General features: G+C 56.0%; 13 protein-coding genes and 1 pseudogene. 6 read left to right on the top strand and 8 right to left on the bottom strand.

The features are described from left to right. Positions 1-37: 37 nt before the first annotated feature. Positions 38-3,055: a PDZ domain-containing protein gene (locus tag H8E27_13445; protein ID MBC8326618.1), complete on the top strand. Its 3,018-nt coding sequence runs from the start codon at positions 38-40 to the stop codon at positions 3,053-3,055. 123 nt (positions 3,056-3,178) lie between these two features. Here the strand turns inward: H8E27_13445 and H8E27_13440 are convergent, their stop codons facing one another. Next, complete coding sequence (locus H8E27_13440; GenBank protein MBC8326617.1) at positions 3,179-3,484, bottom strand: hypothetical protein; 306 nt, start codon at positions 3,482-3,484, stop codon at positions 3,179-3,181. A gap of 123 nt (positions 3,485-3,607) precedes the next feature. Here H8E27_13440 and H8E27_13435 point away from each other — a divergent pair, with 123 nt between their 5' ends. Further along, on the top strand, positions 3,608-4,288 hold the full coding sequence (locus H8E27_13435; protein MBC8326616.1) for a sigma-70 family RNA polymerase sigma factor: 681 nt from the start codon (positions 3,608-3,610) through the stop codon (positions 4,286-4,288). Positions 4,289-4,517: 229 nt separating this feature from the next. Continuing rightward, positions 4,518-6,080, top strand: coding sequence for a protein kinase (locus H8E27_13430; protein MBC8326615.1), 1,563 nt, complete (start codon positions 4,518-4,520; stop codon positions 6,078-6,080). Positions 6,081-6,145: 65 nt separating this feature from the next. On the opposite strand, the gene H8E27_13425 is transcribed toward H8E27_13430, so the two are convergent. The 4 genes and pseudogenes from H8E27_13425 to pckA form a co-directional block, all read right to left on the bottom strand. Further along, positions 6,146-6,622, bottom strand: a complete 477-nt coding sequence (locus H8E27_13425) for a hypothetical protein (protein ID MBC8326614.1) — start codon at positions 6,620-6,622, stop codon at positions 6,146-6,148. 13 nt (positions 6,623-6,635) lie between these two features. After that, a complete protein-coding gene (locus H8E27_13420; GenBank protein ID MBC8326613.1) occupies positions 6,636-7,271 on the bottom strand; it encodes a hypothetical protein in 636 nt (211 codons plus the stop codon). An 808-nt stretch (positions 7,272-8,079) separates the two neighbouring features. Then, a pseudogene (locus tag H8E27_13415) lies at positions 8,080-8,181 on the bottom strand (prepilin-type N-terminal cleavage/methylation domain-containing protein). 220 nt (positions 8,182-8,401) lie between these two features. Next, the gene (gene pckA, locus H8E27_13410) at positions 8,402-10,042 is read right to left on the bottom strand and encodes a phosphoenolpyruvate carboxykinase (ATP) (protein MBC8326612.1); all 1,641 of its coding nucleotides are present in this window, start codon (positions 10,040-10,042) and stop codon (positions 8,402-8,404) included. A gap of 187 nt (positions 10,043-10,229) precedes the next feature. Between pckA and H8E27_13405 the strand changes: the two genes are divergently transcribed. From H8E27_13405 to H8E27_13395, 3 genes are read left to right on the top strand one after another with little or no spacing between them, the layout of a single operon-like run. Further along, complete coding sequence (locus H8E27_13405; GenBank protein ID MBC8326611.1) at positions 10,230-11,804, top strand: hypothetical protein; 1,575 nt, start codon at positions 10,230-10,232, stop codon at positions 11,802-11,804. A gap of 3 nt (positions 11,805-11,807) precedes the next feature. After that, complete coding sequence (locus tag H8E27_13400) at positions 11,808-12,848, top strand: DUF3500 domain-containing protein (protein ID MBC8326610.1); 1,041 nt, start codon at positions 11,808-11,810, stop codon at positions 12,846-12,848. Positions 12,849-12,860: 12 nt separating this feature from the next. Then, positions 12,861-13,961, top strand: a complete 1,101-nt coding sequence (locus H8E27_13395; protein MBC8326609.1) for an exo-alpha-sialidase — start codon at positions 12,861-12,863, stop codon at positions 13,959-13,961. Positions 13,962-14,095: 134 nt separating this feature from the next. On the opposite strand, the gene H8E27_13390 is transcribed toward H8E27_13395, so the two are convergent. From H8E27_13390 to H8E27_13380, 3 genes are read right to left on the bottom strand one after another with little or no spacing between them, the layout of a single operon-like run. After that, complete coding sequence (locus tag H8E27_13390; protein MBC8326608.1) at positions 14,096-15,496, bottom strand: DUF1501 domain-containing protein; 1,401 nt, start codon at positions 15,494-15,496, stop codon at positions 14,096-14,098. Between the two features lies 1 nt (position 15,497). Then, positions 15,498-18,263, bottom strand: coding sequence for a PSD1 domain-containing protein (locus H8E27_13385; protein MBC8326607.1), 2,766 nt, complete (start codon positions 18,261-18,263; stop codon positions 15,498-15,500). After that, positions 18,263-18,871, bottom strand: coding sequence for a GntR family transcriptional regulator (locus tag H8E27_13380; GenBank protein ID MBC8326606.1), 609 nt, complete (start codon positions 18,869-18,871; stop codon positions 18,263-18,265). Before H8E27_13380 ends, H8E27_13385 begins: the two co-directional genes overlap by 1 nt. Positions 18,872-18,917: the final 46 nt, after the last annotated feature.

Raw genomic sequence — 18,917 nt, 5'->3', positions numbered from 1 at the left:
ACTTTGCCCCCCCGGAGGCGAATGCTACACTCGCTGTATGCAAAGTAAAGCATGGCTGATGCTGCCGCTGTTGGCCTGCGCCGCGATGGCTCAGGATGAAAATAAAACCGATGCCCCGATTGCTTCGGAACCGGTGAGATTTGAGGAGGCGTGGGTGGCGCAAATGCAATGGCGGTCGATTGGGCCGGCGAGTATGGGCGGGCGGATTGTGGATTTGGAGGTGCTGCCGGATGATCCGTTTACATTTTATTTGGCGACCGCTTCGGGCGGGCTCTTCAAGACCACTAATAATGGCACAACGTTTACGCCGGTTTTTGAAAAACAATCCACCGTGTCCATCGGCGATGTGGCGGTGTCGCGGAGTAATCCGAAAGTCATCTGGGTGGGCACCGGCGAACACAACGCCCGCAACTCGGTGAGCTGGGGCGATGGCGTTTATAAATCCACCGACGGCGGCAAAACGTGGGCCAATATGGGTTTGAAAAAATCCTTTCAAATCGGGCGCATCGCCATTCATCCAAACAATCCGGATATCGTTTACGTGGGTGCACTCGGTCGTTTATGGGGGCCGAATGAGGAACGCGGCGTTTACAAAACCACCAACGGCGGCAAGACGTGGAACAAGGTTTTACACGTCGATAACAAAACCGGCTGCGTGGAATTAAAGATGCATCCGACCAATCCCGACACGCTCATCGTGGCGATGTACGAACGCGAGCGGGACGGCTTTGACTCCAACGATCCCGCCAAGCGTTGGGGCCCCGGCAGCGGCATTTACAAGACCACCGACGCCGGCGCGAATTGGACGAAGCTGCAAAAGGGCTTGCCGACACGACCGCTCGGCCGCGTGGGCATTGCGTTTTATGAAAAAAATCCTGCCGTGGTTTACGCCATCGTCGAGACGGATAAAATTGGCGACGGCCCCGCCACGGCGTTCATGGGCATCAGCGGCGGCAACCGCGTGAGGGAAGCACTCATTCAAGGCGTGACCCAAGATGGCCCCTCAGCTAAGGCGGGCATCCAAGCCGGTGATCTTGTTTTGCAGGTGGACGGGAAAAAAGTGAACAGCTATAACGACCTCATCGTCGCCATTCGCGCCCACAAGCCGAAGGATAAAGTGAAAGTGAAACTCAAGCGCGATGACGGGGAATTGGAAGTCGAACTCACCTTTGGCAAACGGGGCGGCGACAGCAGCCGGCCTTTCGCCAGCTACCTCGGCGGCCAGCGCGCCAACGCGATGAAAGAGCAGGGCGCGGTGGGGAACGAAACGGGCGGCATTTATCGCAGCGAAGATGGCGGCGAAACTTGGAAGCGCATCAACAGCCTCAACCCGCGTCCGTTTTATTACAGCCAAATTTTCGTGGATCCCACTGACGACAATTTCATTTACGTGATGGGCATCCAATTTCACACCTCCACCGATCGAGGCAAAACCTTCAAGGCCGGCGCGCGCGGCGTGCATCCGGATCACCACGCGCTGTGGATCAATCCTCGCGACGGTCGCCATCTCATCCTCGGCTGCGACGGCGGCTTGTACATCACGCACGATCGCGGCGTCACGTGGGATTTCCATAACGTGATGGACATCGGCCAGTTTTATGATATCGGCGTGGACACCCGCGCACCCTATTGGGTGTACGGCGGTTTACAGGACAACGGCTCCTGGGGTGCGCCTAATCGCAAACGCGGAACGCGCGGAACGGTCAATAGCGATTGGCTGCGCATCGGTGGCGGCGATGGGTTTTTATGCCGGGCCGATCCCGAAGATCCATTCACCGTCTACTGCGAAATGCAGGGCGGCCGCATCTGGCGCGTCAATATGAAAACCGGCGAGCGCTACACACTCCGCCCGCCGGGTAAGGACGTGAAGTTTAACTGGAAAACGCCGTTCACACTGAGCCCGCATAACTCGCGCATTTTTTACAGCGCGGGAAACTACGCCTTTCGTTCACTCAATCGTGGTGAAAATCTTCAGCGCATTTCGCCCAAGCTCGGCCTCACCGATCGCGGTACGGCCACCGCTCTTGCAGAATCACCCCGCAAATCCGGTGTGCTGTGGGTAGGCACCGATGACGGCGCGCTGTGGCTCACGCGCGATGGTGGACAGGCATGGACGAATCTTGTCAAACAAGTTGGTCTGGCAAAACCCTTTCACGTGGCCAGCATCGAGGCTTCGCGCTTTGCCGAAGGCCGCGCCTATGTGGCTTTCGATGGCCATCGATCCAACAACGACGCGCCGCATATTTATGCGACCGAAGATTTCGGCGCCACGTGGAAATCGTTAGTGGCGAATTTGCCGAAGGGCAGCACGCGTTGTTTGCGCGAGGATGTGGTGAACGAAAATCTGCTCTATTGCGGCACGGAGTTCGGCGTATTCGCCAGCGTGGATCGGGGCAAAAGTTGGCTTCGCCTGAAGAATAATTTCCCCACTGTGGCGGTGCACGAGATTGCAGTGCATCCTACCGCGGGCGAAATTGTCGCGGGCACCCACGGCCGCAGCGCGTGGATTTTGGAGATCACTCCGCTGCGTCAGTTCACCCAAAAAGTGGCGGCGGCCACAGCACATTTGTTTCAACCGCGCGAAGGCGTTTTGTGGGGGGGCGCGCTCGGGTTTTCACGCTCGGGCCATCGGAATTTTGCTGGTACAAATCCGGCTTTCGGCAGCCGGATTTTTTATCACCTTGGTGAAAACGCAAAAACGGCGTCACTGGAAATTCGCAATGCCCGCGGCCAAGCCATTCGGCGGTTGCCCGTGGAAAAATCTAAAGGCCTCCACGCCGTTCGCTGGGATTTGCGCGCCGCCGCCCGTCCTCCCGCCCCGCGCCCCGCACCCGGCAAAGGGACAGCCGGCGGCCGTCCCGGCCGTCCCGCGCCCAACCTCACTCGCCCCGGCGCATCGGCCGGCGCGGGCACCTTCATCGTCATCCTAACGGTGGATGGCAAAGAATTCGTCCAGGAAATCAAAGTCACCGCCGACCCGGAATTTCCAACCGCACTATTGCAGGAAGAATTAGAAGCCGAAACCGCAAAGCAACGCCAGGAAGTGATTGAGTAGCGGAGCGGCCTTTGGCCGCGGTTGATAGTTGAGGGTTGATGGGGAGATGTAGCCCGGGCCGGTGGCCCGGGGGGGTGATGGGTGACGATTGGTTTTGATTCGTAAATCGTAAATCTGAATTCGTCATTTCAAAAGAATCCAACCCGCCAGCGCCAGCAATCCCGTCACCAATCCAATTAGCCACGGTAATTGTTTCCTTCGCGCCTGCCATTTTGTGTAGTGGGCCAGCTTACATTTTTTGCAGCGTTCGGGGCTTTTGTGCTGCACTTCATCCGGCATCTCCATGTGCAGCCGTGTATTGCCCGGCGCAAGGGGCTTGGACGCTTTCCCTGTAAAAGGTGCCGGCGAAAACTCCACCGGCCGCCCGCAGTCCACACAATTTCCGTGCACCACAATGTGCGAGGGGAGGGGGTTTGAGGGTGTGGTCACAGGTTGAAGATAGCTCAACAGCCCAAAAACCGGAAGGATGGATTTGGTTTTGAGCTTTCGCCAGATCAGCGCATAATGACCGCCAGTACATTTCTCAATCTTTCCTCAACTATTTTGTAAGAAATGAATCCGCGCCACGTATTCCTGTTGAGAGAAGTTATGGAGGAGGCCGGTTCGAAGAATGCCACCCACGTCGTTAATGCCACGCGCAGCTCGTTGCTCGAGCGCTTGCGGGAGTTGGACGATGATGAATCGTGGTCGGAATTTTTCAATCTCTACTGGAAACTCATTTACAGCACCGCACGCAAATCCGGCCTTGCGGATGCTGAGGCGCAGGATGTCGTGCAGGAAACGCTCATCACCGTGGCGCGGCATATCCGGGATTTTGAATACGACCGAGCGCGCGGCAGTTTCAAGGGTTGGCTGCTCACCCTCACTCGTTCGCGTATCACTGATCACATCCGCCACCGCCAACGCCGCGCTGTGGTGGATAACGCCCTCGGCGGCGAGCTTGCCGAGGAATTAGAAAATTTTCCCGACCCCACCGTTATTTTGCCCGACGCACAATGGGATGCCGACTGGCACAAAAACCTCGCCGACACGGCCATGCAACGCGTGCAACAAAATGTTTCCGCCAAGCATTTTCAGATTTTCCATTGTTACGTTATCGAGAAATGGAGTGTCGCGGAGATAAGCCGCGCGTTGCGCGTGAGCGCGGGGCTCGTGTACGTCACCAAACACCGCCTCGGCCGGATGTTTGAGCGCGAGCTGGAAACCCTTCGGCGCGAAGAGGATAGCCGATGATTGAATGCCCCGCTAATTGGATTCGATGTTTGGCGTGCCGATGGTTCGCGATCCGATGCGTTCAAGCCTTTGCCCAACACCCACCCCGCCGCGGTCACGACCGCCTGCGCCGCAAACTCTGGCATCGCTTCCGCGCAACCCTGCACAAGGAGGCGATATGAAAATAGTTGAGGAAACGACGCGCACCAATGTAGCCCGGCTCACCGAGCCGGGCTACAAATAAAATCCAATGACCGATTCACTCGAACCCAATCAGCCAACCATCCCCGAGCACACACTCCTGCGCTGCATCGCCAGCGGCAGCTACGGCGATGTGTGGCTCGCGCGTAATGCCACCGGCACTTGGCGCGCGGTCAAAATTGTCCGGCGCGATCGCTTCGAGCACGACCGCCCGTTCGAGCGTGAGTACGAAGGCATCCAATCTTTTGAACCCGTTTCCCGCGAACACCCCGGCCTCGTTAACGTCCTCCAAGTCGGCCGTGTGGAAGGCGATGCCGGTTACTATTGCGTGATGGAACTCGCCGATCCACGCGAAGGAGATCGTGAAGACATCGCCCCCAAAACCTACGCCCCCCGCACTTTACAGGACGACATCGACGCCCACGGCGCGCTCACCCTGTCCGACACTCTCAATCACGCCCGACGCCTTGCCGAGGCACTTGCTCATTTGCACGCCGCCGGTCTCGTCCATCGCGACCTCAAACCCGCCAACATCATATTTGTAAAAGGTGCCCCCAAGCTCGCCGACATTGGCCTCGTCGCCCCCCTTAATAGCTCCCGCTCCGTGATGGGCACCCACGGCTACATCCCCCGCGAAGGCCTCGGCCAACCCCCCGCGGACGTCTACGCAATGGGCAAAGTGCTGTACGAAATGATCACCGGCCACGACCGCCACGCCTTCCCCTCACCCCCGCCTGCCCTGCGCGATCCCGCCTGCCCGCCCGAACTACACGCCCTAAACACCCTCATCCTCCAAGCCTGTGACCCCGACCCCGCCACCCGCCCCACCGCCGAAGATTTCGCCCAAATCCTCGAAGCCATCCTCCAAGGGCAAATCCAAACGCCCCATCGCAATCCTGTCCTCGCGTGGGTTGCCGGGTTGGGAATTGTGCTGCTTGTTCTTTGGGTTGGCTTCGGTAAACCCTCTTCTCAGCCGGCCACGCTACCGCAGGTGGATTTGGAGGCCGGCCTCATTTGTCGTTTTGATTTTAACGGAAACACCCGCGACCAGTCGCCTTACAGAAATCACGCCGAGGCTCGCGGGGAAATTACTTTTGGTCCGGGGCGCAAGGGGAAGCTCGGCCAAGCCTGCATTTTTGATGGTAACCAAACCCATCTTATCGTCGCGCCCTCAAAAAGTCTGGAGACGTTAACCAATCTAACGATTACCGCGTGGATTAACATTGCTGATGTGTCACGCAGTCTTGAGCAAGAAGATTTTGGCGGTCTGGTGGATCGTATTCCTGAGCCTGGCTTTGCTTTTTTTAGGTTGTGGAATGACCAGCTCGATTTTGGTAGCAACACGCCATATCACCAGATTAAACATTTGCACGCCCTTCAGCGAGGCGAATGGCATCACGTCGCGGCCGTGTACAATGGCGAGACAAAGCTGCTGTATCTTGATGGAATTGAAATAGAGAGGGAAAACGTGGGCCCCGGAAAACTCGCCTGGGGTTCCTCCGGCCTCCGCATCGGCCATGAGGCAGCGGGAAGTTTTGTGGGAGCGATGGATTCCCTGCGGATTTACAATCGTGGATTGACAGGCGTGGAGATAAAGATTCTCAGCCACTGAAAATATTTTTCCGAGATTATCAGAAGAAGCACGATTAACTGAACGAATATCATTCCCATCTGAAATTAACGGATTTTAACAAACGTTTTCTGTGAAGATGGATTCAATTTAGTTCGTTTTTCTCCAATAATCATTCCAATACATTTTAACCCGCTGGGAACCGTATTGTATATCATTGAAATGTTTAGAAATTTTATCGAGTTTTTCTCTTCGGTGGTCGCATTGCTGGATGCAGTTGGAGTGAAGTGAATCTCATTTCCATAAATTCTCCATTTACCATGGGTGCCTGATGCAGTTTCCCTCATGCCAAATGAATGGGATTCAACTGTGCCGTTTCCAAGGAAAACAAGTGTCAGATTGGGGAAGGTGGGGTTTTGATATGTGCCGATGACGTCACGTGGACTGATGGAATTTAGAATTCCGGAATAAGGCCTGCCGCCGGGTACAGCACAGCCGAAGATCAGGAGGCTCAGTGATACTGAAATTAGAGGCAATATGATTGAGTGCTCAACTTTATGCTTTTGCTTCAGTGGGTTATGCATAATAATTAGCGTGTCAATTATTAATAACTGGATTGTTTCTGGTTTCCTGCCTGATGACATCGGGTAACAATACTTGGACCAATACCTTGACGTACTCGTTTAATTCCTTCATGTGCATAAAACTGGTTGAAGAATCGAAACCTTTGGGAAATTTAGAAGGATGCGTAAACCGCCGCATACGAGTGTTTTCTGAAATGACTTGGCCTGTGCTTGGATTTCGCCATCGAAACCTGAGTTCAACGAAGAAAGTGAGATGATTATTTTTAGCGAATCCCGTGCTCGATTCCCGGCAGCTAAACTGTAGAATATCACATTCAAGAATTACTTGAGGCTTGTGCGAGGCTGTTGGGTGTTGGATAATCATCATCCCGAATTTCCTAAGCTCGACTCTGAGTGCCTTGGCTACAATATCGGAAACGGGCACATTGAATTTGGCTTTGAACGGGTCGCGATCATTTATAAAAAACACCTCTGGGTCAGCGTTGCCGCGATTGTCGGTGATTTCCGAAATTTGTACCGCATGAGTAGATTTTTTTGTGTAGTACACGGGGGAAATCGGGCTGTAAAATGGTGCAGGCAGTGTGGAGGAACACCCAATGCCCATTTGTAAAATGATCACGATGGGGCAGAATCGGATAAGTTTCTTCATTGCAATTAATTTAATGAATCTGGTCAAAAACTTAGAGGGTTTGGAACATCGCAGATTTTAGGCTGGGCGATCAATCAAGTCCAACTCCGCGCATAGTAATCATACTCGTATCGCCCATAGCCACTCCACCGGAGCAACCCCAAGAGAGACGGGTGATTTTGCCTTTATCCCCGAAATCTGCATCGGTGGATTGTCTGGCGCTGCCGTCCATCATTACCAATTGGCCCTGCGAGGCATTCAGGCCCGCCATCGTCCTACGGTTGCTCGAATCTGAGTCGGCCCCCAGCCAATACGTGCCGGTGGAGGTTAGGTTGTTGTGGGATCGGTTTCGGGTGACTGCCAAAGGGGCGGACGGGCGTTGAGTGTCAGCGCCGCGCACTAAGTTATAGCTGGAGCCTTTGCCCACCTCGGCACTTGGGCCTTTGGTCTTGGTGTCATACGTGGCCCAATTATTTTGCACGACTTCATTGGCTGCTTCCCGGGTGGGGTCGCAGGGGGACAAAATAATTTTTGGGGTTTGCAGTTCCTGTTTCATCGCCGCGATGGTGTACACGCCGGCGGTGTGGAGTGATTTGACATGAGCGTGCAATTCATTGACAGCCACGTTGACATAAGGGCCTGCGATTTTAGCACCAAATCGGTTTGCTGGGGTGGTGCTGGAGTCCAAGTGGTTTTGAACACCTCTAGAGGTGAGCTGCCATGGCATACGTTCATCGTTATTTTGGGCGAATCCAAGGTGCGCCTTGTAGATGCTGGACAAGTTGTTAACGCATTTAATGCGCCGTGCCTTCGCCTTTGCCCGGGCAAGTGCTGGCAATAGCATCGCAGCCAAAATGCCAATAATGGCGATGACGACGAGGAGTTCGATGAGGGTGAACCCTCGTTTTTGGATTGGATCGGGTGTTTTCATATTTTGTCCTTTTTTGCTGGGTAGGTAATTTGAGTTTCAGGGTGGAGCGCACTTTTGCCGCTAACAGGGTTACGCCTGAAAAGTGGGATTCTTACAAAAAGAATAGATAATAATTTAAGCTAAACTGGAGGCGGAGGAGGGAGTGATATGGATTTCACAAATTCACACGGATAACGTGTTCATCCGTGTGAATCGGCGGAATCCGTATCTTTTAACTGTTTTAGGACTGGGACAAGGTAGAGCTCGTCCCTGCCGGCCCGGCGTTGCGGATGGGGGCGGGGGTGTCGGGGGCGTATTGTTGGAAGTTGTCGCGGAACATTTGGGCGAGGTGGTCGGCTTGGGTGTCGTAGGCGGTGGGGGATTCCCAGGTGTCGCGGGGGGGCAGGATTTCGCTTGGGACGTCGGGGCACGCTTGCGGAATTTGGAAGCCGAAGCGGTTATCGGTTTTGTAATCGACGTTGGCGAGGTGGCCTTCTAATGCGGCGTTGAGGAGGGCGCGGGTCCACTTGATTTTGATGCGGTCGCTTTGGCCATAGCCGCCGGCGATCCATCCGGTGTTGAGTAGCCAGCATTGGGACTGATGCCGGGCGATTTTTTCGGTGAGGAGCTTGGCATAAACTCCGGGGTGCCGGGGCATGAAGGGGGCGCCGAAACAGGTGGAGAAGGTGGCGGTGGGGGTGACGATATCCATCTCGGTGCCGGCGACTTTGGCGGTGTAGCCGCTGATGAAATGGTAGGCGGCTTGCTCGGGCGTGAGGCGGGCGATGGGGGGAAGCACGCCAAAGGCGTCGCACGTGAGGAAGACGATGTTTTGCGGATGACCGGCAGTGCCGCTGGGTTCTCGGTTTTCGATGTACTCAATGGGGTAGGCGGCGCGGGTGTTGGCGGTGAGTGAATCGTTGGTGAAATCGGGCGTGTCATCGGGGCCGAGGATGACGTTTTCCATAATGGTGCCGGGCATTCGGGTGGTGGCGAAAATAGCAGGCTCATCTTTTTCTTTGAGGTTGATGAGCTTGGCGTAGCAGCCGCCTTCGAAATTGAATATGCCGTGGTCGGTCCAGCCGTGTTCGTCATCCCCCACGAGGCGGCGGTTGGGGTCGGCGGAGAGGGTGGTTTTGCCGGTGCCGGAAAGGCCGAAGAAGACGGCGGTGTTGTCCCCCGTTGTGTTGCACGAACAATGCATCGGCAGCTGACCGGTGGCGGGCAGCAGATAGTTCATTATGGAAAACAAAGATTTTTTGATTTCCCCAGCGTATTGCGTGCCGCCGATGAGAACGAGCTTGTGTTTGAGCGAAAGTAAAATGAAAGCGTTGGAGTCGAGGCCGTCCACGCTGTCGGGATCGGCCAAGAGATATGGCGTGTGCAGCACGGTGTATTCCGGCTCGTGCGTGGCGAGTTGGTCGGCGGTGGGGCGGATCATCATCGTGCGCGCAAAGGCGGCGTGCCACGCGCTTTCGGTGACCACCCTCAGGCTGATGCGATTTGCCCCATCGGCCGCATCAGCCCCACAAAAAAGATCCTGCACAAACAGCTCCTCGCGATGCGAAAGAAACCACTGTGCGTGACCGAGCATTTTATCAAACAACTCCGGCTCGCACGGCTGATTGATTTTGCCCCACCAAATGGTGTCCTCGCTGACGTCATCGCACACGGTGAATTTGTCCTTGGGCGAGCGGCCCGTGCGCGCGCCGGTACGGCTGGTGAAGACGCCGTGCGCAGAAAGATCGCCTTCGCCGCGGCGCATCGCGTGCTGTTGTAGCTCGGGCGTCTCGTAATTCCAACGCACCGTGCCGCGCGGTTCCAATCCGTGCGCTTCCAGCCCGGTGGGGCCGTGCAAATCGGCGGTGCCCAGCAGCGGCAGCGGAAACTCTTTTTCAGTAAGCGACACAGTCTTCACACGCAGAACTCTTGCGCCAAAAAGCCCGCCGATTCAAACCAAAATCAGGGGCTGACACGGGAAAATCCCCGCCATCGGCAGCCAAACTTTTTGGTGGCGTACTTTCGTTTGTGGCGTACACTTTATGGCAAGCACTCCAAACGAAAGGAAAATGATGACACAATCCACACCCCTCACTCAAACCCATCGCCGTGAATTTCTATCAAACGTTGGTCAAGGCATGTTGGTCGCCAGTCTCGGCACTTCGTTGGCCGGGGAGCTTGGCGTGTCCACGGCATTTGCCGCTGAGGAAGATCCGCGCCTTTCTTTTGGCAAGCTCGAGCCATTGGTCGGGTTGATGCAGGAAACGCCCACCGCGAAAATTTTGTCTATGCTTGTTGGCAAGCTCAACGCGGGCGTGCCGTTGCGCCAATTGGTGGCCGCCGGGACGTTGGCCAATGCGCGCACATTTGGCGGTGAAAACTATCACGGCTTTCATACCTTTATGGCGCTTGCACCGGCGTTTGATATGTCGCGCGAAATGCCGAAAGGCCAGGAGGCGTTGCCGGTTTTGAAAGTGCTTTATCGCAACTCATTTTATACGGAAAAAAACGGCCTCCACGGGAAGGATGTGCTCAAGCCATTGAAGGCGGCGAAGTTGTCTGAAAATTCAAAGGCCGCGCAAGCGTTGCACGCTGCCACGCTCGCGGGCGATAAGGCGAAGGCCGAGCAGTTGCTTGCCGCGCTCGCCGGGCAAACGATTGAGACGGCGCTCAACGGTGTGCTGCATCACGTGGAAGATAACCACAACGTCCACACCGTGGTGATGCCGTGGCGCGCGTACGATGTGCTGGAGCTCACCGGCAAGGAACACGCGCTCACGTTGCTCCGGCAATCCATCCGCCAATGCGCGGGCGGGAAATCGCGGTCCTCGCAAGTGCCGAAGTTGCTTGAAAAATATAAATTGCTCAGTCGTCCCGTCGGTACGCGCAAGGCCGATGACACGTGGGTGGAAACATTCGCGCTCAATTTGCTGACGCTCAACCGCCCCCAAGCCAGCGAGGCAGCGGCAGCGGCGTTGGCGGAAGGCATTCTGCCCGAGCACGTGGGCGAAGCCATTTCGCTCGCGGCTAATCAACTCATCCTGCGCCAAGTGGAAGTTTGGAAGGGTAACTATTATGGACGGCGCACGCACGGCGATTCAGCGGGCGTGCATGCCAGTGATATGGTGAACGCGTGGCGCAACATCGCCCGCGTGAGCAGTCGCCGACACGCGATGGCCGGCCTGATTTTAGCCGCCGGCAACGTCGCCCAAAGCCACAGCAAAGAAGGCCACAAACCAAAACCATTCCCCGAGCCCGTGCAACTCGAGCGCGTTAAAGCCACCACGCCCAAAGCGTTGCTCACCGAGTTGGACGCCGCGATCCGCGAGAACAACCAACTCCGCGCCTGCGCGCTCACTCATCGTTACGGCGCGCTCGGCCATCCGCAACGCGCGCTGCTGGATTTGCTCATTCAATACGGCACCAGCGAAGATGGCCGTTTGCACGCGGAGAAATATTACCGCACCGCCAACGAAGAATTCGCCACGATGCGCAAGGCCTTCCGCTGGCGGCAAATGGTTTCGCTCGCCCGCGTCACCGCCAGTTGCTACGGCTACACCGTCAACGACAAACGCGGCCAAGGCCCCGGCCACCGTGCGCCGGGTTATGAAGAGGCCAAGCGATTATTGAAAGTGAAAGTGTAACCTATGATCAAAAACCAACCAGAAATCAACCGACGCAATTTTCTCCAAATCACCGGCGCAGCAGCACTCGCGGGGACAGCATTGCCGGCACTCGCCGCGCGCAAGGCCACTTCGGAGTCGCTGGTGAAAACGCTGTACAAGACCTTTGACGTCAAGCAACGCAAGGCGGTTTGTTTTCCGTGGGATTACAAAAATCACAATGGCCTGTTGCGTAAACATATCTCGAACAATTGGCTTATCACCAAGCCGCTCATTCGCAGTGAGTTTTTCACGAACGACCAACAGGATATCATTCGCGCCATTTGGGAGGGATTGCTGAATCCCGATTGGATTGACCGCTTCGACCTCCAGCTCAAGCACGACATGAAAGGCTGGGGAAAACGTCAGGCCATCGCCATCTTCGGCGAGCCGGGCTCGGGCAAATTTGAGTTTGTGCAGAGCGGTCGGCACGGTACCTTGCGCTGCGATGGCGACTCCGCCGATCACGTCGCCTTTGCCGGCCCCATTATGTATGGCGACGAAGGCTCCAGCGGTTATTTTGAAAAGGCCGATCATCCCGACAACATTTTTTGGCATCAAGCGCTGGAGGCCAATAAGCTGCACAAAATGCTCGATGGGAAATTGCGCCAACAAGCGATGCTGAAGGAAGCGCCCGACGAGGGGGAGATTGCTTTCCGCGGACCGAAAGGCCAATTCACCGGCGCGCCCGTGGCCAATATGGCGCGCGATCAAAAGGCGCACCTGCAAAACATTCTGCGCCTGTTGCTCGAACCTTTCCGCCAAAGCGATCGGGACGAAGCGGTGGCCGCGCTGAAAAAGAACGGCGGCCTCGACTCATGTCACCTCACCTTTTACCAACGCGACGACCTGGGCCGCGACGGCATTTACGACAACTGGCGTCTCGAAGGCCCGGCGTTCGTTTGGCATTGGCGCGGTGCGCCTCACGTGCACGTGTGGGTGCACGTGGCCGATTCGCCCGATGTGGAGCTGAATTCCCGCAACCGTTCCGGCTTGCTGCGGCGCAAAGGCGACACGGGGCTTTAGGCTTTCACTTTGTTGCGGCAACGGTTAAATCGCGGGATGAAGCTGTTGCTCGCATTGCTCTTGAGTTCCATTTTTTCATCCGCTGCCGGGTTGGTTCAAACGCCGGTGTTCGTCAGCGGCAAGGATGGTTATCACACGTACCGCATCCCGGCACTCATTGTGACCAAGAAGGGCACGCTGCTTGCCTTTTGCGAAGGCCGTAAAACCGGGCGGGGCGATCACGGCGATTTGGATTTGCTTGTGAAACGCTCATCCGATTTCGGCAAAACGTGGAGCCCGCAATCCATCGTGTACGAAGAAGGCGGCGACGCAAAAGTCACCATTGGCAATCCGTGTCCTGTGGTCGATCAATCCACTGGGTTCATTTGGATGAGCCTATGTCGCGATAACAAAAAAGTGTTCATCACCCACAGCAAAGACGACGGCCGAACGTGGTCCAAACCAAAAGACATTTCTAATGTGGCCATTAAGCCAAATTGGACATGGGTGGCCACTGGTCCGGGCAATGGCATTCAGCTCACTGGAGGCAAACACGCTGGTCGCCTCGTGATGCCGTGCGACCACCGGCGTGGCGGGCGCAACACCTATAACACCAACGGTCATTCCCACAGCCTCTACTCCGATGACCACGGCAAAACGTGGAAAATGGGCCAGCCCACCGATCGCGGTATGAACGAATGCGCCGTGGTGGAATTGGCCGATGGACGCTTAATGATGAATATGCGAAGCTATCGCGGAAAAAATCTTCGCGCCATCGCCATCAGCAAAGATGGCGGCGAAACGTGGGGGCGTTCCGTCGACGACGCCACGCTCATCGAGCCGGTTTGTCAGGCTAGTTTCATACGGTTCGATGGAAATCGGTTGCTGTTCTCCAACCCAGCCAGTCAGTCGCGCAATCGAATGACCGTGCGGCTCAGCCGCGACGAAGGCAAAACGTGGCCCGTCAGCCGTCAGCTTTATGCCGGTCCCGCCGCATATTCGAATCTTACCGTGATGTTGGATAATTCGATCGGCATCATTTACGAACGCGGTGAAACGAGTGCGTACGAGACAATCACCTTCGCGCGCTTCACGCTGGGGTGGTTGACGGGCGGGAAGCGAAACCGGAGATAAAATTCAATTCGCGTGCGTGGGTTTGTGGGTTCAATTCGTCACCGTCAACGACGAACCCGGCCAAAGCGCTGGCTATAGCGCGCTCGGCTACGAGGAGGCCTAAAGTTTTGCGTTTGAGAAGAACAGTTCGCAAATCACGCGATTAGTTCCTTAATGACCTTCCCGCCGAATTGGCTGAGTTGTTTGTAGCGGCCGGCGTGGAAGTAGGTGAGCTTGTTGTCGTCGAGTCCAAGCAGATGGAGCAGCGTCACGTGCAGGTTGCGGATGGGGTGAACGACCTCCGAGGCCTTCGCGCCAATCTCGTCGGTGGCACCAACGACTGAGCCTTTTTTTGTGCCGCCGCCTGCCATCAGCATCGTCATTGCATCGATGTTGTGGCCGCGGCCGAGTGCGTAGACGCCGCCCCGACGGTTGTTGTCGGGGGTGCGGCCAAACTCGCCGGTCCACACGACTAACGTGTCGTCGAGCATACCGCGTTGCTTTAAGTCTTTGATGAGGGCGGTTATTGGTTGATCCACGCTTTTGATGCGCGAGGCGTGGCCGCGTTCCAGATAGTCGTGGCTGTCCCAGCCGCCTGAAAAAACCTGCACGAAGCGAACACCTTTCTCAACGAGGCGACGGGCCATTAAACATTGGCGGCCGAATTCCGCTGTCTCCTTTTGATTCATGCCGTAAGCTTCGCGGATGTGTTCGGGCTCGCTCGTGAGATCAATAACGCCCGGCACTTCCATCTGCATGCGATAGGCCAGCTCGTAGCTTTCCATGCGCGCAGCAAGGTCGGCGTGTTCCGGATGTTTTTTTGCGTGGCGTTGATTCAGAAATGCCAGCTCATCAAGTGCCTTGCGTTGGTGGTCGCGGGTTTTGTGTTTTGGCGCGTGTAGATCCAGAATTGGGGAACCGCTTGGCCGTAGGCGTGTGCCTTGATAATGCGCAGGTAAAAAACCGTTGCCCCAATTGCGCGCCCCTCCCTGTGGCATGGCCAGCTCGGTCATCACAACGTAGCCAGGCAGGTTTTGATTCTCAGTGCCGAGCCCATAATTCACCCACGACCCCAAAGCAGGATCGCCGCCCAGTCGGCTGCCGGTATTCATATGGAAAAGCGCCTCCGGATGATTCAGTGACTCTGCCTGGCAACCCCGATAGTTACAAAGTTCATCGGCAACCTCCGGCAAATGCACCCACGGATCACTCATATCCAATCCCGACTGGCCGACCTTGCGTGACTTGAATGGACTGCCAACATAAAAACGAAACCCATTTGCAAGCCCCGCCGTGCGTTTGGATTCTGTTTTATGTTTCGCGTTCAAAGCGGGTTTCGGATCAAATGTATCCACCTGACTCGGCCCGCCCTCCATGAAAAGCATAATCACTGCCTTGGCTTTGGGCGCGTGCATCGGCTTCTTGGGTGTTAATGGGCCCGTGGCTTCTTTGGCCAAAAGGTCGGTCATTGCCAGCGCACCTAATGATGAGCCGAGGCCATAAAGGAAATCACGGCGGCGGAGTGAGGCTGTGTTCAGCGAGAAGGGTGCGTTCATATCAGTAAACGTAAATAAATTCGTTTGAGTTGAAAAGCAATAGACACAAATCGGCGAGGGCGCGGGTGTTTGCGTTTACGTTGGCAGGTTTTTTGTCCGGCACATAGTTTTCAAAAACGGGTAAAATTTCTTCGTACCTGAAGGGTTGTCCGGTGAGTTCTTCAACGAGTGAACGTGTGATGCGGGTGGGATATTTCACCGGCTCGGGTTGTTGTTTCGCGTGGTAGGCGCGCATTTTGAGAATGTATTGTTCGAGGCGTTGCTGTTCCACTTTGTCTGGCACGCGTCCGAAGGTCAGTTGAACAGCGTGCTTTATTTGCAGCTGCAGCGTGGCCATTTCTTTCTCTACGCGCAGGGCCAAGGCAATGGCTCGGTCGCTCATCACGTCGCTGTTGAGCAATGTGAGAGCCTGTGGCGTGACGGCAGCCGCATCGCGTTCTTCGCAAGAGCTGTTGGAATTGGGTTGATTGAACAATTCAAGGAACGGATCGGACTGGCCGCGGACGCGGTAGGCATAAATGGTACGCCGGTTGCGCTCGGGCGGTGTTCGCGAGGGCTGATACGCCGGCGCGATAGAGAACTGGATCATGCGCGGTTGGAGTGCAACCTCCATGTTAATCTCCGGCATAACCGGCAGGCCGCCGATGGTAGGATTCAATTCACCTGTGACCATTAGCAAACTATCGCGTAGCTCCTCAGCCGTAAGGCGGCGCGGTGGATGGTAGGCAAAAAGGTCATTGTTCGGATCCTCGGTTTGCAGTTTCTCCAATAGCGGATGACGGCCGGATTGCCGATAGGTTTTCGAAAGCATGATCATCCGGTGCAACCGCTTGAATTTCCAGCCGTGCTCCACGAAGTCCGCCGCCAACCAGTCGAGCAATTCCGGATGGGTCGGCTTGGCACCTTTGGCTCCGAAATTGTTCGGGTTGCCCGCGAGCGGTTTGCCAAAATGATGCTGCCACACGCGATTTACGATAGAGCGCGCCGTGAGCGGGTTTTTCGGATTCGCAATCCATTTGGCCAATGCCAACCGCGGGCGCTGCAGCGGTTGATCACCCGAGGTGGAGACTGGGATGCCCGTGGCACTTAACCCGCCTGGATTCACTTTCTGGCCCGGTGCCTGCAAAGAGCCTCCCATGTAAATGTGGCTGTCTGGCCGCCAGTTGCCATTGGGCGTGGCTTTTGAGCGCAATTTCCGCGCGTTCAAATATTTCGGGTCGGGCCCGTTGTAAACACTCTGCACCATCGGCTGAAAACGTTCCAACCGACGCTCCCAAATCCAGGAATCTTGCTCGCGCACTTTCAGGCGGCCTTGTTCCATTGGATCGAGCCCCACGTGGCGCGGCGGTTTTTTCTCATCCGCAAAACTCTTTCGTTTTTCAAGCGGGACATAATCCAACCCGGATTTTTTGTACCACGCAGCGGCCGCCGCCTCGCGTTTGTCAGTGAGCTCCTTTGTTTTCTCTTTCGCAAAACTCAAGAGGCCCTGCACGTGTTTTTTCTGCTCGGCAAATCGGTCGAGATTTTCATTCTTCAAAAACGGCGCGGGACGTTCAGCCATCTGCGTGCCGGCGAAGGTCGCGTACATTCGGTAATAGTCGCGTGTGGGCAACGGATCAAACTTGTGATCGTGACATTTGAAACATCGCATCGTGGTGCTGAGAAAAGTCTGCCCAACGGAATTCACAACGTCATCGAGAAAAATTTGGCGCGCTTCGGGCACCTTCACCATCGCCGGATCCCATGGCCCCATGCGCAGGAAACCGGTGGCCACCAGCAATGCCGAATCACGTTTTCCTATTGGCGCTTGCTCCCACAGCTCGTCGCCTGCGATTTGTTCAATCACAAATTCATTGTACGGCTTGTCTTCATTGAAGGCGCGGATGACATAATCACGGTACCGCCAAGCATTGGAACGCTCGTAATCGTTGGAGTAACCGCCCGTGTCGGCGTAGCGGGCGACGTCCAGCCAATGCTGCCCCCAGCGCTCGCCGTAATGCGGGCTGGCCAACAGTTCGTCGATGAGCGTGCTCCACGCCTTGTCGGGATCCTTATCCCACGCTTGGCGGAATTTAAGAATTTCAATCGGTGTCGGTGGCAGGCCGGTGAGATCGTAATTCGCGCGCTTCAGCAACGTGCGAAAATCCGCCGCCGGCGCGGCAGCAAAACCGTCTGCTTTTAGCTTGCGACCGACGAACGCATCAATGGGATTCACCGCGCCCTTCGGCACCGCCGGTTTTTTCAATGGCTGAATAGCCCACACATCCTCCGGTTGATAGCGGCGAAAGGTCCAGTCCTCCGACAGCCCGCCGCTGGTTTTGATTAGCACGCCTTCGTCGGTCATCGGCTTGGCGCGTTCCTCGGCGATGTAGCGCGCCTGCGTCTTGGCATTTGGCCACGGCGCGCCCAATTCAATCCAACGTTTGAGTGCGGCCAACTGCGCCGCCGAAAGTTTGTCGTTCTCCTTCGGCGGCATGGCGGACCAATCATCTTCATGCGCCCGTGTGGATGCCAGGTAAAGTGGGCTGGCCAACGGTTTGCCGGGCACGATGGAGGGTGTTTCACTCTCACCGCCTTTCAACATTGCCGCACGCGAGGACAGGTTCAGTTCGCCTTTCAGCTTGTTCGTCTCCGCGCCGTGGCACGCAATACATTTGGAATTGATTATCCCGCGTACTTTCAGCGCAAATAATCGATCTCCTTCGCGGTTGTCTGCAAAGGCAACCGCGGTCGTGAGGCAGATAAAAATGAATGTCAGTCGTCGCATTAAATGATGTTCGCGTGGAGCGCTTTTTGGGCGGCCTTGAGATTGCGTTTTTTTACCGCGCGCACAATTGCCTCGTGTTCGGCCACGATTTGATCGAGGCGTTCAATGCGCGAATAATCCATCAGCAAACGCGAGGCGATGCTTTGCCACACTCCTTCCAATTCACGCGAAGCGCGCCGCACGAGGTAACGGTGTAGCGCTAAATCGCAATCGGCAATGGCACTGAGATCAGCGCGTTCGCACACGCGGTAAAGTTCGGCCAGAATGCCTTCAAGCTGATTATCGTCCGCCTCAGTCAAATGCTCGATGCATTGGCCGATGCAAAATGTCTCCATCTCACGCCGCATTGATTGCAGCAATAGCCGCTCAGCCTCGGCGGGCGGTGTGTTGACGCGCACGCCTTTGTTCGGCGAATACACCAACACGCCTTCTTGCGAAAGCTGCAGCAGCGCATCGCGAATCGGCCCGCGACTCACGCCAAACCGCTCAGCCAACGCGTGTTCGCGCATCGGCACCTCATTCGTCCACACACCCGCCAGCACTTCCGACCGCAGTACATTAGTAATCTGCTCCCGCAATGAGCGAACGGGTTTGTTGATAATCATCACCGGCAAATTGTTGCCCCACCTCTAAACCGCGTCAATCACAATTGTT

It is taken from the genome of Limisphaerales bacterium (genome assembly GCA_014382585.1).
Taxonomy (GTDB): domain Bacteria; phylum Verrucomicrobiota; class Verrucomicrobiia; order Limisphaerales; family UBA1100; genus JACNJL01.
The sequence above is the reverse complement of the archived record's forward strand: the minus strand, read 5'-3'. Positions and strand labels throughout refer to the sequence as shown.

Excerpts from the sequence above, each read along its gene's own strand:
- H8E27_13390 (MBC8326608.1), bottom strand. The coding sequence starts at position 15,496 with ATGAACGCACCCTTCTCGCTGAACACAGCCTCACTCCGCCGCCGTGAT.
- H8E27_13385 (MBC8326607.1), bottom strand. The coding sequence starts at position 18,263 with ATGCGACGACTGACATTCATTTTTATCTGCCTCACGACCGCGGTTGCC.
- H8E27_13425 (MBC8326614.1), bottom strand. The coding sequence starts at position 6,622 with ATGCATAACCCACTGAAGCAAAAGCATAAAGTTGAGCACTCAATCATA.
- H8E27_13405 (MBC8326611.1), top strand. The coding sequence starts at position 10,230 with ATGATGACACAATCCACACCCCTCACTCAAACCCATCGCCGTGAATTT.
- H8E27_13435 (MBC8326616.1), top strand. The coding sequence starts at position 3,608 with ATGAATCCGCGCCACGTATTCCTGTTGAGAGAAGTTATGGAGGAGGCC.
- H8E27_13430 (MBC8326615.1), top strand. The coding sequence starts at position 4,518 with ATGACCGATTCACTCGAACCCAATCAGCCAACCATCCCCGAGCACACA.
- H8E27_13420 (MBC8326613.1), bottom strand. The coding sequence starts at position 7,271 with ATGAAGAAACTTATCCGATTCTGCCCCATCGTGATCATTTTACAAATG.
- H8E27_13445 (MBC8326618.1), top strand. The coding sequence starts at position 38 with ATGCAAAGTAAAGCATGGCTGATGCTGCCGCTGTTGGCCTGCGCCGCG.
- H8E27_13400 (MBC8326610.1), top strand. The coding sequence starts at position 11,808 with ATGATCAAAAACCAACCAGAAATCAACCGACGCAATTTTCTCCAAATC.